Genomic DNA, 19,457 nt, shown 5'->3' with positions numbered 1-19,457 from the left:
GATAGGTAATCTGTTATGTTTTCTTATCGATGTATAATAAAAATTTAAACATTAATGATTGAATAGTCCCATCAAGAAACTACATTTTTTGGCGTCTTTTGGAGCCATACATTCCAGAACGAAAAAAATGAATTTTGCGATGTAATTATCTTTATCAGACAAATTAAGAATAATTTATACAATAAATTCAATGTGTTCGTTGTTTTGATATCTGTCAAGGATGGTATTAACTTAAATTTTTCCAGGAATTATCTGATAATTTTGTGAAAGTAAATTAAGTTTACTATGGAAATTGATAGATTTAAACGATTAAAGTTGGGGCGAGCCTTTACTGAAATCTATTTTGCAAACTGTAAGCTGTACGTTAGGCTTCAGTTAACGTGTTAAGTTTTATCGATGTTTCCCTTACATCTCACATGAGTAATCCTGACAGTTCAGGAGTATCAGTAAGTTGCGGAAGGGACCGTGAAATGAGCAATCAACCTGAATACATTTTCTTGCTGGAACCCGTTCACGGTAAAGCCGGCGAGTTGATTGCATGGGAATTGTTAACCCGATTCTCAGATGATGCAGATATTAATAATAAACGTAACCCTTGCAGGGATGAGGGGTTCTTCAGTCGGCTTCCTGCTGACGAGAAATGGCAGTTATTCCTCCACCAGATCGGAAAACTTATTCAGCTATACCAGAAAGGGTTTGATCAGGTAGTCAGTGTAAATGTGGATAGAGATATCGTCGCCGGTATTTTTGAAGATGCTGAAATACAACAAAAACTGGCGAGTTTAACGTTGTTGCGTTTAGAGATATCCGCCTTTTTTACCGCGCGGTTTAACAGCGCAGACCTGCTGATATTAAAAGGTGTCGCGAAAGTGACGCACGCCCCTTTATAGCTTGATGACTTTGGTCCGGGTTATTCCAACCTGACCATGCTCGATAGCGGAATATTTGAAATCGTCAAGATTGACAAAGATTTTTTTTGGCAATTTGGCGACGGTCACATTTTTGACACGCTGCTTAGCCACCTCAACCAATTATGCAAAGGCGTGATTGTTGAAGGCGTTGAAAACCCATTACACCTCGATTTGCTGGCGCATAAAGCGATCTACGGTATGCAGGGCTATCACTGGCAGAGTGTCTATCTAAATGATTTTATTAAGCAATCCTGAGTTTGTGCGGGTTCGGCCACTACAATCGGGGTAGAAAAAATGTCTAAAAATGGGTTCATTGCATTCAATTTGATTTGTGCTCGCCCAATGGAAAATAAAGGCATTTCCCCCTTTGTTGCGCTGAAAAATAAACCCAGCCCATTCCCAGGATGGAGGCTTAACTCGGCTCAGCGCGATTTCATCATGAGTTTGTATGAAATCGACCAAGAGAAGAAGTGAATAGTCATCTGGATTATTCGCCATTGAAGCCGGTATCTGCGGATACCGGGCGTTTTTATGGAATTTAATAACTGCGCGGGATTTCGATAAAATGAATAATATCTCTATCACTCCTAAAGGTGGGACAGTAGCCTCTGAAGTTAGCGGCTCTCAAGTCAACTTAACTGCGCCAAGCGTAGTTAAACTTCACCTTAATCAATCAGATATTAAGTCTTTCACACGCAATGGTAATGATTTAGTCGTCACCACAAAATCTGGTGAAGTGGTTGTTATTCATAACTTTTATACAGCAGCAGGCGACAGTGACCTGGTGCTGCAGGACGACAAAGGTGCACTGTGGTGGGTTGAAGATCCGGGCACTGATGGGTTCCAGTACGTCAACATTGACAGCACCGAAGGGCTGTTAGCTGAGAACACCACCAATGACGGCACGATTGCCGCCTTCGGTATCGGTGGTGCGGCGCTGGCGGGCTTGGGTGCGATGTTTGCTGGTTCATCGGGCGGCGGCGGCGGTAATGCAGCGGTCGGTGACGGTAGTACCGGTGGTGGGGATAACGGCGGGGGAAATAACGGCGGGGGCAACAACGGCGGGGGCAACAACGGTGGGGGGGATACCACACCTCCTGCCGTCGTCACCAACCTGGTCGTCAGTGACAACGTTGGCCCCTATCAAGGCGCGATCACCACGGGTTCAGTCACCGATGACAACACTCCAACCTTAAGTGGCAACGGCGAAGTCGGTGCCATTATTCGCGTTTATGATGGCACAACGTTGCTGGGCTCCACCGTGGTGGGTGCAAATGGCACATGGTCCTTCACCTCACCAGCGCTGGCAGACGGTTCACACAGCCTGACCGTCACCGCGACCGATGCGGCTGGTAATACCAGCGCCGCCAGCGATCCGATTACCTTTACCGTGGATACCACTGCCCCAGAAGCGGTGAGTGATCTCAATGTCGGGAACAACGCAGGCTCGGTGGTATTGCCGATCGCCAATGGTGGATCCACCAATGACACCACGCCTTTGCTGAGCGGCAGAGGCGAGGTAGGAAGCATCATCACCATTCGCGATGGCGATACTGTACTTGGTAGCGTAACCGTTGGCAGTAACGGCAGTTGGAGTTTCACTAGCCCAGAATTAGCTCAGGGTAGTCATACCCTCAGCATCACTTCGACAGATGCGGCGGGCAACACCAGCGTAGCGACCACCATTACCTTCACGGTCGATACCGAAGCACCGGCCAGCGCCACGGGTCTGGCATTAAGTGGGGATGCTGACGGAACTGCAACACCGGTGACCAGCGGCGGAACGACCGATGACAGCACACCAACCCTGACCGGAAATGGTGAAGTGGGTGCGGTGATCAGCGTTTATGACAACAACACCCTGATTGGCACGGCGGTGGTCGGCAGCAACGGCACCTGGAGCTTCACTACGCCAGCGCTGAGCAACGGTGCGCACAGTCTGACCGTGACGCAGACCGATGCAGCCGGCAATGTCAGCTCGGTTTCTGATGCGTTTGATTTTAATGTGCAGGCTGGGCTGCCTCCAGCCACCACCTCACTGGAAATCACCGACGACTCCGGCAGCACTCTGGTGCAGCTGACTAACGGCTCCAGCACCCATGACACTACGCCAACCCTGAGTGGCCTTGCTTTTGCCGGTGCAGTCATCACCTTGTACAACGGCACGACAGAAATTGGCAGTGTGGTGGCGGGTGCGGATGGACAGTGGAGCTTCACGCCAACTGCGCTGGCGGATGGCACTTATAGCTTCCATGCTTCCGTCACGGATACTGATGGCACCGTGACACAAACGCCAACTATCGTCATCACCGTTGACACTGTCGTGCCAGATCCAGCATCCGGTCTGCAGCTAAGCGACAACGATAACGGCACGGTTCAACCTATTGCTTCTGGTGGTGCGACCAACACCACTCATCCGGTACTCACCGGGACAGCGGAGCCGGGCAGTACAGTGACCATCCGTGATGGTGATACCGTGCTGGGTACGGCCACAGTGGGCAGTAACGGCAGCTGGAGCTTTACCTCTCCAACGCTGTCCGAAGGAAGTCATAGCCTGACCACTACCGTTACTGATCCTGCCGGAAATACCAGTGCGGCTTCTGATCCTATCACCTTCACCGTGGACACACAGGCCCCTGCAGGTGCCAGCGATCTGGTGGTCAGCGATAACGTTGGCACCGTCACCGGCCCATTGACAGCCGGATCCACCACTGACGACAGTACGCCAACCCTGAGCGGCAAAGCTGAAGCCAATGGCATCGTTAAGGTTTATGACGGCACCACGCTGCTGGGCAGTGTGGCCGCTGACAGTGCAGGTAACTGGAGCTTTACCACGCCTGCGCTGAGTAATGGCGCACATACGCTGAGCGTGACGGTAACGGATGCCGCAGGCAATGTCAGTCCGGCAACTACCGGTTTTGGTTTGACGGTGAATGCGGGTGTGCCGCCAACCACCAGCACGTTGCAGGTCACTGACGATAGCGGCAGTACGCTGAAAGTGTTGCCTGATGGCTCAAGCACGCATGATAAAACACCGGTTCTCAGTGGCCTGGCGGCAGCCGGGGACATTATTACGCTGTACAACGGCACCACTTTGCTGGGCAGCACCACGGCAGGTTCCGACGGTCAGTGGAGCTTCACTCCCACTACGTTGGCGGATGGTTCTTACTCCTTCCATGCGGTTGCCACCGACAGCACCGGTAATCCTACCAACTCTGTTACCATCAACATCACGATTGATAGCGTTGCGCCAGCGGCGGCAGGCGATCTGCAGCTGAGCAACAACAACGGCAGTACCGTTACGCCAATCGCGGCAGGCGGCACCACCAGTGATAACACCCCAGTACTGAGCGGCACGGCTGAACCTGGCAGCACCGTTACTGTGCGTGATGGCGACAATGTGTTGGGCACGGCAACCGTTGGCAGCGATGGCAACTGGAGCTTTACCGCACCGGCACTCGGTGAAGGCAGTCATAGCCTGACGACTACCGTTACCGATGCTGCGGGCAATACCAGCCCAGCGTCCTCTCCGATTGCTGTCACTGTGGACACCTCGCCACCTGCCGCAGTCAGTGACCTTGTGGTCACCGATAATGTGGGTGATTCACAAGGTGAACTGACTTCAGGCGCGGTGACTGACGATAACACGCCAACGCTAAGCGGCACGGGTGAGCCTAATGCGCTGTTGAGCATCTATGACGGCACCACACTGCTGGGTAATACCACCGTGGGCGTTGATGGAACCTGGACCTTCACCACGCCGGCTCTGAGCAACGGTTCTCATAGTTTCACCATCACCGCCACAGATACCGCAGGCAATGTTGGCCCTGCCAGCCCACCATTTATTGTGGATATTGAAGCCGATCTGCCAACGGCCAGTGATTCTCTGGAAGTGATCGATGATAACGGCAACACCGTTGAGCAGTTGGTTGATGGAGCCAGCACCAACGATCCTACGCCAGTGCTGATTGGTTCGGCGAGTCCCGGCAATATCATCACCCTGTATGACGGTAGCCAGCTTCTTGGCAGCACCACCGCAGGCGCGAACGGACAATGGCTGTTCAGAATGGGCATCCTGAGTGATGGCCCGCATGCAATTCATGGCACTATCACCGATGCCGCGGGCAACGTCACCGATACCCTCACCATCAATATCACCGTGGATACGGTGGCGCCTGATGCAGTGACCGGCTTGCAGATTAATAACGATGCAGGCAGCACGTCCGTGCCTATTACCAATGGCAGCCTCACCAATGATGCAACGCCAGTTCTGAGCGGCAGCGCCGAAGCGGGTAGTGTGGTCACCATTCGTGATGGCAACACTGTGCTGGGTAGTGTGACTGTAGGTAGCAATGGTAACTGGAGCTTCACCACGCCTGCACTGGGTGATGGTAGCCACAGCCTGACGACTACCGCAACAGATGCGGCAGGTAACAGTAGCCCGGCTACCACACCAGTGACATTTACCGTTGATACCACGGCGCCAGCGGCGGTTAGTGGACTGGTCGTGACTGATGATGCAGGCACCAGCACCGGGGCGCTGACTTCCGGTGCGACCACCGATGACAGCACACCAACCCTGAGCGGCACGGCAGAAGCGGGCAGCATCGTTAAGGTTTACGATGGCACCACGCTGTTGGGCTCTGCATCCGTGGGCACGGATGGCAACTGGAGCTTCACGCCAGCTTCGCCACTGACCAATGGCCAGCATAACCTCACCACTACGGTGACCGATGCCGCAGGTAACGTGAGTCCGGCATCACCAGCCTTTACCGTGAATATTGATGCAGGTGTACCAACCACCAATGAACTCATTGTGGTAGCGGACGACAGCGGCAGCACTATTGTGCAGTTGACGGATAACTCCAGTACTCATGACAGCACGCCTGTGCTGAGTGGTCAGGCCGGTGCAGGCGATCTGATCACCATTTACAACGGCACCACCGTACTCGGTAGTGTCACGGCGGGCAGTAACGGACAGTGGAACTTTACGCCAGCCGCACTAACGGATGGCACCTATGCTTTCCATGCCACCGCGACAAACCCAACCACTGGCGCGATCAGCGATACACCGACGATCAATGTCACCATTGATACCGTGGCGCCTGCGGCACCAACGGGCGTTGGCCTGACCAATGGTGATGGCGATCCGATTCCATCGGGCAGCAGCACTAACACCACAACGCCGACTCTGGAAGGTAACGGTGAGCCTGGCGGTACTGTCACCATTACAGATGGCACCACCGTCATTGGTACAACAACAGTCGGCGGCGATGGCACCTGGACTTACACCACACCACCGCTGAGTGATGGCAACCACAGCCTGACGACCACCGTGACGGATCCGGCGGGTAACACCGGCCCGGCATCGACGCCTGTGACCGTGACGGTTGATACGCAACCTCCAGCAGCGGCGGGCAACGTCCAGCTTAGCAATGATGGCGGTACACCAATTACTTCTGGCGGCAGCACCAATGACAACACGCCAACCCTGAGCGGCACCGCAGAACCGGGCAGTACGGTAACCGTTTCTGATGGCGGCGCGGTATTGGGCACTGCCACTACCGGAAGCGATGGCACCTGGAGCTATACCCCCACCACGCCGCTGGGCGATGGCAGCCATAGCCTGACCACAACCGTGACCGATCCGGCGGGTAACACCGGACCGGCTAGTACGCCCGTCATTGTGACAGTCGACACCACCGCACCAGCAGCAGCAACAGGTGTGCTGCTGAGCAATGATTCCAGCGGCACAGCAGTACCGATCACTGGCGGCACCACCAATGACACCACGCCGGTGCTGAGTGGCCGAGCCGAACCTGGCAGCACCGTCAATGTTTCTGACAACGGTACGGTTATTGGCTCCACTACGGTGGGTAATGACGGCAACTGGAGCTTTACGCCAACTTCACCGTTGGGCGATGGCAGCCACAGCCTCACCACCACGGTAACTGACCCTGCGGGCAATACCGGTGCGGCAACCACGCCAATTACCGTCACCGTTGATACCACCATCCCTGCTGCACCGGGTAATGTGGCGTTGAGTAATGATGAGAGCGGCACCCCAGTACCGATTACCTCCGGCACGGCAACGAATGATGCCACTCCAGTTCTGAGTGGATCCGCTGCGGCAGGTAGCACTATCACCGTCTCAGATGGCGGCACAGTGCTGGGCACAGTAGTTGTCGGCGCGGGCGGCACCTGGAGCTTCACCCCAACCGATCCGTTGGGTGAGGGCAACCACAGCATTACCGCAACCACCACCAGTCCTGCCGGTAATACCAGCGGTCCATCTACGCCTATCGTGATCACCGTAGACACCACCGCACCTGCAGAAGCGAGTGGTCTGCAGCTCAACAATGACACCAGCGGCACGCCGGTCCCTATTACCGCCGGTGGCACCACTAATGACACCACTCCAGTCCTGAGTGGTACCGCTGAACCGGGCAGCACGGTGAAAGTTTCTGACAACGGCACGGAGATTGGTTCCGTCACAGTTGGCAGCAATGGTAGCTGGAGTTTCACCCCAACTACGCCGCTGGAGTCGGGTTCGCATAGCCTGACGACCACCGTGACTGATCCGGCCGGCAACACCGGTCCGGAAACCACACCGATTACCTTTAACGTGGACACCACGCGACCGGATCCTGCAAGTGGGCTGGTGCTGAACAATGACACCAGCGGTACGGCAGTACCGATTACCAATGGTGCGACAAATGACACAACACCGGTGTTAACCGGTTCAGCCGCCGTTGGCAGCACCGTTACCGTGCTGGATGGCACAACGGTTCTGGGCACCGTGGTGGTAGGCGCCGGGGGGACCTGGAGCTTCACTACGCCAGCGCTGAGCCAGGGCGATCACAGTCTGACCACGACGGTGACCAGCCCGGCAGGTAACGTTAGCGAGGCTTCACCAGCCATCACCGTCACCGTGGATACACAAGCACCTGCAGCGGCAGGAGGGCTGCAGTTCTCTACAGACGATGGCACCCCAATCGCCACTGGCGGTTCAACCAGCGATACCACACCAACCCTGAGCGGAACGGCTGAGCCAGGCAGCACCGTCACCATTTCTGAAGGCAACACCGTGCTCGGCACGGTGGTGGTCGGCACAGGAGGGACCTGGAGCTTTACGCCAACCACCGCATTGGATGAGGGTAGCCATAGCATTACCACCGTGGTCACTGACCCTGCGGGTAATAGCAGCGCACCAACCTCCGAAGTTGTGGTGATTGTTGACAGCACCTCTCCGGGTGAAGTCGGCAACCTGCAGCTCAGTGATGACTCAACGGGTGTGGCGGTGCCTATTACCGCAGGCAGTGCTACTAACGACCCAACGCCAGTGCTCAGTGGCACCGCAGAAGCGGGCAGTATCGTCACAGTGAAAGATAACGGCACCACGATTGGTACCGCGATTGTTGGTAGCGATGGCAACTGGAGCTTTACGCCAGCGACCGCGTTGATTGATGGCCCACACAGCCTGACTACCATTGTCACCGATTCAACCGGTAACGCCGGCCCTGAATCACCGGCATTTGGCTTCAGCGTGGATACCGTTGCACCTGATTCGGCTAACGCTGTGGTGCTGAACAACGACAACGGCACCCCCACACCGATCACTTCCGGTGGTGCCACCAATGACACCACGCCGGTACTGAGCGGCACTGCCGAGGTGGGCACCATTGTCACGGTACGTGATGGTGATACCGTGCTCGGCAGTGTTCAGGTCACTAACGGTGGCGCCTGGAGTTTCACTTCCCCGGTGCTCAGCCAAGGATCGCACAGCCTCACCGCCACCGTGACGGATGCGGCAGGCAACAGCAGTGCACCTTCTACGGCGATCACCTTTACCGTCGATACTCAGGCACCAAATACCGCAGGTGCCGTGCAGTTGAGTAATGACAGCAGCGGCACGGCTGTACCGATCACCGCGGGCAGTGTCACCAATGACAATACGCCAGTTCTGAGCGGTACGGCGGAAGTGGGCACGACGGTCACCATCCTTGATGGCAGTAATGTGCTGGGCACCGTGGTTGTGGGAACTGGCGGCACCTGGACCTTCACGCCTACCCTGGTATTGGGCGAGGGTCCGCACAGCATCACCACGACCGTTACCGATGCTGCGGGCAACGTCAGTTCGCCATCGGCGGCAATTGATTTCACCGTGGACAGCACACCACCAGCGACTCCGGTGGTGACCAGCCTCAGCAACAACAACGGCGGTACTGCCGTAGTGTTCACTGCGGGCAGCACCACCAATGACTCAACACCTGTTATTCGCGGAACCGGCGAAGTGGGCGCTACCGTGACCATTCGTGATGGCAGTACGGTTCTGGGGACGGCGATTGTCGGTACTAACGGCATCTGGCGCTTCGAGCCGACTACAGCACTGGGCCAGGGCAGCCATACTCTGACGGTTACCGCAACAGACACTGCAGGCAACAGCAGTGCACCTTCTGCAGGCATCACTTTCAACGTAGATACCATCGCACCTGACGCTATCAGTGATTTGGTGGCGAAAGATGACAGTGGCAATACACTAACCGGAGTGACCAACGACAATACACCATCCCTGAGCGGCACGGCGGAAGCGGGCAGTATCATCAAAGTTTACGATGGCACCACTCTGATCGGTTCGACTCAGGCTGGCACCGGCGGTACCTGGAACTTCACGACGCAGACCCTGACCGACGGCGCTCACACACTGACTGCCACCGCCACCGATACGGCAGGCAACGTCAGTGCTGCGGGTAATGCGGTGACGATAACGGTGGATACTTCTGTTCCGTCTACGCCAGACTTTGTGGTCACCAATAACGATGCCTTGCCAACGGAACCAGTGGCGAACAACGGCTATACCAACGACAACACGCCAGTGTTGAGTGGTACCGCTACGGCTAACAGCCTGGTGACCATTTATGATGGCAACACGGCGATTGGTAGCGTCACCACCAATGCGCAGGGCGTGTGGAGTTTCACCACTGCCACTCTGCCAGACGGTTCGCATCCACTGACCATTACGGTCACGGATTCAGCGGGCAACGTCAGCCCGGCTTCTGCTGTAGTCACGATCAATATTGACACTGAAGCGCCGGATGTGGCGCAAGGCGTGACCGTCAACAACAACGAAGGCAGCACGTTGGTGCCGATTGCAGCAGACGGCTATACCAACGACACCACGCCACAGCTGACCGGCAGTGCCGAAGCGGGCAGTATCGTCAGGATTTATGACGGTGCTGGCGAAATCGGCTCGGTGCTGGTAGGCAGCAGTGGTAACTGGAGTTTCACCACCGACACCCTGGATCAGGGTGAACACAATCTGAGTGTCACTGTGACGGATGCGGCAGGGAATACCAGCGCTAATTCCCCAACCCTGACCTTCACGGTGGACAGTGAAGTACCGGATGCAGCGCAAGGTCTGACGCTCGCCAATAACAATAGCGGCACTGAAGTGCCTGTCACGAGTGGCAGCACCACCAATGACAGTACTCCAGTTCTGCGTGGTACAGCAGAAGCCAACAGCACCATTATTATCTCTGATGGCAATACCGTTCTCGGTACGGTTATCGCGGATGGCAGTGGCGACTGGAGTTACTCACCAACATTGACTGATGGTACCCATAATCTGAGCGTGGTGGTGCAGGATGCGGCCGGCAATACCAGCCCGATCAGCGACGTTGTGACCGTCACCATTGATACCGTGGCACCGCCATCGGTCACCAACCTGGTGTTGACCAACAACATTGATGGTGCGATTAACATTCCAAACGGCGGCCTGACCAACGACAGCACGCCAGTGCTGAGCGGTAACGGTGAGGTGGGTAGCATTATCACTATCTCTGATGCCAGTGGAGTGTTGGGATCTACAACCGTTATTGCCGGTGGCACATGGAGCTTTACGCCACCTACGGCGCTGGCGGACGGTTCTCATACCTTCAGTGTCAGTGCGTCCGATGCGGCAGGTAATGTGAGCGGTACTACCACCATTAGTGCGGTGATTGATGCCACACCACCTGCGGCACCGAGTGCGATTACGGCCAGCAATGACGACGGTACTACGCCAGTAGCGATTACGAGTGGAAGCATCACCAACGACAGCACGCCGTTCCTCAGTGGCAGCGGAGAGGCGGGTAGTATTATCCGGATCTTTGATGGCACGACTGAGTTGGGCAGTACGGCTGTGGGTAGTAATGGCCAGTGGAGCTTCAGCGTGCCAGCGCTGGATGACGGCGCCTATACGCTGCGTGTGACGGCAACGGATGCCGCAGGTAACACCAGCGAGGCCGCGAACACCGTTGACTTCACCGTAGACGCCACTCCGCCAGCTGTACCAACGCTGGTGGTGACCAACGACATCACTTCCGTTGTCGTCGCCAACAATGGGCTAACTAACGACAACACGCCAACACTGAGTGGTAGCGCCGAGGCGAACAGTCTGGTGACCATTTACGATGGCACCACGGTGATTGGATCAACCACCGCGACCGGTGGCGGTACCTGGACATTCACTTCGCCAACCTTAACCGATGGGTCGCATACCCTGACAGTGACGGTGACAGATGAAGTGGGTAACGTCAGTACGTCTGCAGCGACAGTTGTGCGCATTGATGGCACACCACCGCAGCCAGCGGGCGACCTGCTGTTGCAGAACAACACTGGGGCGCCAGAAACCATTCCAAATGGCGGTACTACCAGTGACAACACCCCGGCAATCAGCGGCACGGCAGAGGCGAACGCTATCGTCCGTGTTTATGACGGCACGACGCTGGTAGGTTCCACTACGGCAGGTTCAGACGGCAGCTGGAGCATCACAACCAGTGCACTGTCGAACGCGACTCACACGCTCAACGTGACGGTAACCGATGCAGCCGGCAACGTGAGTGCGGAATCGTCGGTATCGTTGACCGTGGATAACACCACGCCGGCGGAAGTCCTGACGTTCGCGATTTACAACAACGCCAATACCACGCCGGTACTGGTGGCGAATGATGGCTTCTCCAACGACAACACGCCGGTGTTGCGCGGAACCGGTGTGGCGGGCACCACTATCAATATCATCATTGATGGAGTGCAGGTTGCGACCACCACGGTGGCAGGTGACGGTGTCTGGCGTTATGAAACCGCCGTTGAGGCAGATGGCCCGCACACTTACTCGGTGTCAGTGACCAACGCAGCAGGCACCACCGGGCCAGCAACCACTCCTGTTGAAATCACCATTGATACCTCTACTCCGGCAACGGTGAATACGAGTACGTTGGTGGTGACTGATGATGTGGGCGTTACCGGCACGCTAAATACCGGTGATACCACAGATGACAATACGCCAACCTTTAGCGGTACAGTTGAAGCTAACAGCACAGTATCAATCTACGATGGTACGACGCTGCTTGGCACTGCAACGGCATCGGCAACGAATGGGGCATGGACCTTCACGCCACCGGAAGGGCTGTCTAACGGTAACCATAGCTTCACCTTCACAGTGACGGATCAGGCGGGCAATGTTAGCGCAGCCAGCTCTCCGGCCTTCACGTTGAACATCGAAGCCGGCTTGCCAACGGCCAGCGGTACGTTGGTTATCACTGATGATAGCGGCAGTATGCCTGTGACGTTGGCAGATGGTGCGAATACCAAAGACAACACGCTGGTGTTGACCGGTTCAGCGACTGCCAATGATGTGATTACCATTCACGACGGTAGCGGTACTGTATTGGGCAGCGTAACCGTTGGTGCGAATGGACAGTGGAGCTTTATTACACCTACGCTGGCTGATGGTGCTCATGCTATTTACGTCACCAACATTGCGGGTAACCCATCCAGCACGTTCAACATCAACGTCGATACCCTGGCACCAGCTGCCGTAACCGACCTGGCGGCCGCCAATAACATTGGCAGCACTCCGGTTGCGATTGCTAATAACAGTATTACCAATGACAGCACACCGCTGCTCACCGGTAACGCGGAAGCTAACGGTATTGTCACCATCTATGACGGCAACACCGTAGTGGGTTCTACGACAGCCAGTGCAACGGGTGCATGGAGCTTTATTTCGCCTACTCTGAGCCAGGGCGCGCATACTTTAAGCGTCACAGTCACCGATGCGGCGGGTAACGTTGGACCGCGTTCTTCTACCGTGAGCTTCACCATTGATAGTATTGCGCCTAATGCGAGTACGCTGGTGGTCACTAATGACGTCAGCAACACCACGGTAGCCAATGGCGGTTATACCAATGACACCACACCAACGCTGAGTGGTGTGGCGGAAGCGGGAAGCCGCGTGTCCGTCTACGATGGTGCGAATCTGTTGGGCACTGTCATTGCGGGCAGTAATGGTGCATGGACCTACACCACGGCGGTATTGACGCAGGGTAGCCACTCGCTCAGTGTCACTGTCACGGATGCCGCGGGCAACGTCAGCGGCACCACATCAGCCACTATGATTGTCGATAACGTCGCGCCAGCAGCCGTCACCAGCCTGGCTGCCGCCAACAACAACGGCAGCACGCCAGTGGCGATTGCCGCAGGCAGCAGTACCAACGACAACACCCCAGCGCTAAGTGGTACAGCAGAAGCAGGCAGCGTCGTCAAAATTTATGACGGCACAATTCTGCTGGGTTCAGTGACGGCGAATGCCACCACCGGTGCGTGGAGCTACACCTCAACGCAGCTGTCTGACGGTAGCCACACCATCAACGTGACGGCGACCGATGCGGCGGGCAACATCAGCCCGAATGCATCTATTACCTTTACCGTGGTGACTGGCGCGCCGAATCCGGTGACTGGCCTGGTGGTGAACGACAACGTGGGTACCTCACAGGGTCCGTTGACGAGTGGTGCATCTAGCGATGACAACACGCCAACCCTGAGCGGTACTGCTACGGCGGGCAACATTGTGGTGATTACGGAAGGCAGCACGGTGCTGGGTTCCGTGGTCGCGGGAAGCAATGGGGCCTGGACCTTTACCACTGCAGCACTGAGTGAAGGATCGCATCCACTGAGTGTCACCGTCCGTGATGCGGCAGGTAACACCAGTACCGCCACTAACTTCACCGTCGTGGTGGATACCGTGGCACCGGCAACCACATCACTGGTGGTCACCAACGACACCAACGCTACCGTGGTTCCAAACGGTGGAGCAACCAACGACACCACGCCAACACTGAGCGGTGTGGCGGAAGCCAACGGTCGCGTCTCGATTTACGATGGTACGAACTTGCTGGGCACGGCAATTGCCAGCGGCACCGGCGCATGGACCTTCACCTCAACGGCACTGACGCAGGGCTCTCATACGCTGAACGTCACGGTGACCGATGCGGCAGGTAACGTCAGTGGTACCACCTCTTCTGTGGTGGTGATCGATACCACGCCTCCGGCGGCGGTAGCGAGCCTGGCAGCGGCGAACAACAACGGCAGTACGCCGGTGGCGATTGCCGCAGGCAGCAGCACCAACGACAACACGCCAGCCATCAGCGGTACGGCGGAAGCGGGCAGCGTGGTAAAAGTCTACGATGGCGGAGTCTTGCTTGGATCTGTTATCGCGGGCAGCAACGGTGCCTGGAGTCTGACATCCACTACGCTGGCTGACGGTAGCCACACCATCAACGTGACGGCGACCGATGCGGCGGGCAACATCAGTCCGAATGCGTCCATCACCTTCACGGTCGATACCGCCGTGCCCGCCACGGTCACTAACCTGGTGGTCACCAACGATGTCACCAGCAGCACGGTGCCAAACGGCGGTTCAACCAATGACAATACGCCAACCCTTACCGGTACGGCTGAGGCGAACGCGATTGTCACGGTGTATGACGGCACTACGGTATTGGGTTCCACTACGGCCAGCGGTACCGGCGCATGGAGCTTCGTCAGCCCGGCATTGAGCAACGGGACACATCCGCTGAGTGTCACAGTGAAAGACGCAGCGGGTAACGTCAGTCCGGCATCGACTCCGGTTTCCGTGATTGTCGATACCGTGGCGCCGAATGCTTCGACGCTGGTCATCACTAACGATGTCACTAACACCACGGTCGCCAGCGGCGGTTCCACCAATGACACCACGCCAACGCTGAGTGGTACGGCGGAAGTGGGGAGTCTCGTTAAGATTTACGATGGTGGCACGCAAATCGGTTCGGTCACGGTTGGCACCAATGGCACCTGGACCTTTACCACCGCAGTACTGGCCCAAGGCTCGCACACCATTAGCGTGACCTCAACAGATGCGGCCGGTAACGTCAGTGGTAGCACCAATGCCACTGTCAACATCGACTCCGTGGCACCAACGCTGACCCTGGCGGCAGCCAATAACAACGGCAGTACGCCGGTGACGATTAACGCAGGCACCAGTACCAATGACAACACGCCTGCGCTGAGCGGCACCACGGAAGCGAACAGCGTCGTGAGAATTTTCGATGGCGGGGTGCAGATCGGTTCTGTGACGGCCAGCAGCACGGGCGCATGGACCTGGACTTCAACCACGTTAAGTGAAGGTTCGCATACCATCACGGCGACGGCGACAGATGCAGCGGGCAACGTCAGTAACACGCCATCTATTACCTTCACCGTGGATACTGTCGTCCCTAACACCGTCACCAACCTGGTGGTCACCAACGATGTCACCAGTACAGCGGTGCCAACCGGCGGTTCCACCAACGACAACACGCCAACCCTCTCCGGTACGGCTGAGGCGAACGCGATTGTCACGGTGTATGACGGCACGACCGTACTGGGTTCCACTACTGCCAGCGGCACCGGCGCGTGGAGCTTCGTCAGCCCGGTATTGAGTAATGGTAGCCACCCACTGAGCGTGACGGTGAAAGATGCGGCGGGTAACGTCAGCCCATCCTCAACGCCGGTCACTATCACCGTGGATACCGTGGCGCCAAATAGCGCAACGCTGGTGATCACCAATGATGTCACCAACACCGTAGTCGCCAGTGGCGGTTCCACCAACGATACCACGCCAACGCTCAGCGGTACGGCGGAAGCCGGTAGTCGTGTAACTATCTATGACGGCACAAACGTATTGGGCACCGCCATTGCGACTAGCACCGGCGCGTGGACCTTCACCACCGCAGTATTAACGGAAGGCTCACACCCTATTAGCGTGTCGGTGACGGATGCGGCTGGTAACGTCAGTGGCAGAACCAACGCCACGGTGGTTATCGACACCACGCCTCCGGCAGCGGTGACTCTGGTGGCTGCCAATAACAATGGCAGCACGGCGGTGACAATCCCGAACAACGGGGTCACCAACGACAGCACGCCTCTGTTGAGCGGTACAGGTGAGGTCGGGGCTAAGGTCAGTATCTATGACGGTACAACCTTGCTGGGCACCACCACAGTCGCCAGCAACGGCACCTGGAGCTTCATCTCCACCACGCTGAGCAACGGCAGCCATACGTTGAATGTCACCCAGACAGATGCGGCGGGCAACGTCAGTCCGAATGCATCAACAGTGATGACAATCGACACCGTGGCACCTAATGCAGTCACCAACCTGGTGATCACCGATGATGTTGGCGCGAGTCAGGGGCCGCTGGCCAATGGCGCAGTGACCGACGATGCGACGCCGACCCTGAGCGGTACCGCAGAAGCGAATGCCATTGTCACCATCTATGACGGCACAACGGTGCTGGGTTCTGTCACCGCCAGCGGTACGGGTGCATGGACCTACACCACGTCAACGTTGAGTAACGGCACGCATCCACTGAGCGTCACCGTGACCGATGCAGCGGGTAACACCAGTGCAGCTTCCGCTACCGTATCCATTACCGTGGATACTGTGGCACCAGCGGCATCAACCCTGGTGATTACCAACGACATCACCAACACCACGGTGGCGAACGGCGGTTACACCAATGACACCACACCAACCCTGAGTGGTACAGCGGAAGTGGGCAGCAAAGTGTCCATCTACGATGGCAGCACGCTGCTCGGCACCCTCACTGTGGGCAGCAGTGGTAACTGGACCTACACTACGGCGGTATTGACGCAGGGTAGCCACCCGATCAATGTCACCGTGACCGATCCAGCGGGCAACGTCAGCGGCACCACGTCAGCCACGGTGATTGTCGATAGTGTGGCTCCAGCGGCAGTGACCAGTCTGGTTGCGGCTAACAACAACGGCAGTACGGCGGTAACGATTCCGAACAACGGTGCCACCAATGACAGCACGCCACTCCTGACCGGTAACGGTGAAGTCGGTGCACGCGTCAATATTTACGATGGCACTACGCTGCTCGGCACGACCACAGTGGGCAGTAACGGCACCTGGAGCTTTATCTCCACCACGTTGAGCAACGGTACGCACACCATCAACGTATCGCAGACCGATGCGGCAGGTAACACCAGCCCAACGGCTTCGACCACGCTGCGTGTGGACACCGTGGCACCAACGGCGAGTACGCTGACCATTACCGACGATACCGGCACCACGCCGGTGACGCTGGCCAATGGCGCCTACACCAAAGACACCACGCCAACGTTAAGCGGCACAGCGGAAGTGGGTTCGATTGTTACCATCTATGATGGCGCGACCGTTCTCGGCTCCCTCACCGTAGGCAGTACCGGTGCCTGGACCTATACCACTGCAGTTCTGGCGAACGGTGCGCATCCGTTGACCACCACCGTTACGGATGCGGCGGGCAACGTCAGTACCGGCAACACCACGGCCACAGTGAACATTGATACTGTGGCTCCAGTGGCGGTGACGAACCTGGCGATTAACTCGGCGGGTACCACCGTAACCGGTAATGGTGAAGTGGGCGATACGGTGACAGTGCGTGATGCCAACGGTAACTCGCTGGGTACCGCGACAGTCGGCGCGGCGGGCACCTGGTCGGTGACCTTGAGCACTGCACAGACCACAGGTGCTTCACTGTCGGTCATCCAGACCGACCGTGCGGGCAACGTTTCACCATCCACAGCCTTGACCGGGGTGATTCGTATTGTGGCCACCAACGATACCAATGAGGTGGACTACAGCACGACCACGCAAACGGTGAATAACGGCACCACCAGCGTCTCACATGCGGCTCTGGCCACGGTGAACCTTGGCACACTGCTGGGCGTCGGCGTTCTGTCTAACGGTAACGCTTATACCTTCAGTGTGGGCACGGGTGATACTCGCACCGTGACCCTGCACGGTTCGGTCGGTGGTATTGCGCTGGTATCGACTTACTCGCTGTACCTCTACCAGCAGAATACGGATGGTTCCTGGACGCTGAAGAGCGTGACATCTAACTATCTGGCGACAACCTTGCTGTCGATTGGTACGCAGACCGGTGCCAACGTCACCTATAGCGGACTCGGTGCGGGTACCTATGCGGTGGTGATTGGTTCGAGTGGCGGTATTGCTCTGCTGCCAAGCACCACCATCACTACGGTGACGGATACCACGCTGGATGCTGTGACGGTTTCCTCAACGGTGACCGGTAACCTGCTGACCAACGACACCAGTTCAGTCGCGGGTACGGTTCCAACCGGTACTGCGGTGACGACGGTATCGGGCAGTGCCGTCGCGGCGAGTGGTAACACGGTGATCAATACCACTTACGGTACGCTGACCATCGATTCACACGGTAACTACACCTATGTGCTGAAGGCGGGACTGGATGTGAGTACCTTGCCAACCACCGACACCTTCACTTACTCGGTGAGGGATTCGAGTGGTGCGGTGACTTCTGCATCCCTGACGGTCACGTTGCATAACGGTGCAGCGACGTCGCTCACCGTGAACAGCCTGCTGGCGGAAACCACCTCAACCGGTGATCACGATGCCAGCGGCAGTATCTACAGTGACTCGACCACCCACACCGGAACCTTGAGTATCACTAATGAACACGGTGATGTCACAACGGTTCACAGCGTGGGTACGACGTCGATTGCCGGAGACTACGGTGTGCTGAGTATTGCCGCCAACGGTAGCTACACCTACAACCTGAATGCGAATGTGGATGGACAGAGCATTCTGCATAAAGAGGTGTTCAGTTACACGCTGGCTGCGACCGATGGCACCATCACCACCCACTCCTTTACCATCGACCTGCATCCGACCATCACTGGTACGGCAGGGGCTGACACCATTACCGGCGGTGCGTACAACGACACCATCACCACCGGTGCGGGTGCCGATACCCTGGTGTATCACCTGTTGGCGAGCGCAGACTCAACGGGAGGGAACGGTCACGATACCTGGACCGACTTCAATGTTGCGCAAGGCGACAAAATTGACATCAGTAACTTGCTAATCGGCTGGAATGATTCCACAAGTAATATTAATGATTTCGTGAAAGTGGATCATACTTCAGATGGCAATACCGTGCTCTCAATTGACCGTGACGGTAGCGGTACGGGTTACAGCAGTACCCAGTTGATAACGCTGGAAGGTGTCAACGTTTCACTGGAGGAATTGCTGCAGCAACCGCACCAGACTCACACGGCATAAGGGGCCGCGCGTAGCAAGGATGCAGTAAGGGCTCATGGATGAGCCCCTTTCCTTTTACTGACTGGTGGATTATCGATGGATTTGATGCAATCAGGCGCTCCAAC

Annotated in this window: 3 protein-coding genes and 1 pseudogene; all 4 read left to right on the top strand. The window is 56.7% G+C overall.

The features are described from left to right. Positions 1-470: 470 nt before the first annotated feature. The 4 genes and pseudogenes from WFP70_RS14495 to WFP70_RS14480 all read left to right on the top strand — a co-directional run bounded on the left by WFP70_RS14495 (position 471) and on the right by WFP70_RS14480 (position 19,353). Complete coding sequence (locus WFP70_RS14495) at positions 471-890, top strand: hypothetical protein (protein ID WP_337023667.1); 420 nt, start codon at positions 471-473, stop codon at positions 888-890. Positions 891-902: 12 nt separating this feature from the next. Continuing rightward, positions 903-1,166 (top strand): annotated as a pseudogene (locus WFP70_RS14490) (EAL domain-containing protein); the annotation flags it as partial. Positions 1,167-1,205: 39 nt separating this feature from the next. Then, positions 1,206-1,385, top strand: coding sequence for a hypothetical protein (locus WFP70_RS14485; RefSeq protein WP_337023666.1), 180 nt, complete (start codon positions 1,206-1,208; stop codon positions 1,383-1,385). 91 nt (positions 1,386-1,476) lie between these two features. Beyond that, the gene (locus WFP70_RS14480) at positions 1,477-19,353 is read left to right on the top strand and encodes an Ig-like domain-containing protein (protein ID WP_337023665.1); all 17,877 of its coding nucleotides are present in this window, start codon (positions 1,477-1,479) and stop codon (positions 19,351-19,353) included. The last annotated feature ends 104 nt before the right edge of the window (positions 19,354-19,457 follow it).

The organism is Pantoea sp. USMM079, from assembly GCF_037153115.1.
Lineage (GTDB): Bacteria > Pseudomonadota > Gammaproteobacteria > Enterobacterales > Enterobacteriaceae > Pantoea > Pantoea communis.
Note: the sequence above shows the minus strand (reverse complement) of the source record. Positions and strands in the feature narration are given on the sequence as shown.

Excerpts from the sequence above, each read along its gene's own strand:
- WFP70_RS14495 (WP_337023667.1), top strand. The coding sequence starts at position 471 with ATGAGCAATCAACCTGAATACATTTTCTTGCTGGAACCCGTTCACGGT.
- WFP70_RS14485 (WP_337023666.1), top strand. The coding sequence starts at position 1,206 with ATGTCTAAAAATGGGTTCATTGCATTCAATTTGATTTGTGCTCGCCCA.
- WFP70_RS14480 (WP_337023665.1), top strand. The coding sequence starts at position 1,477 with ATGAATAATATCTCTATCACTCCTAAAGGTGGGACAGTAGCCTCTGAA.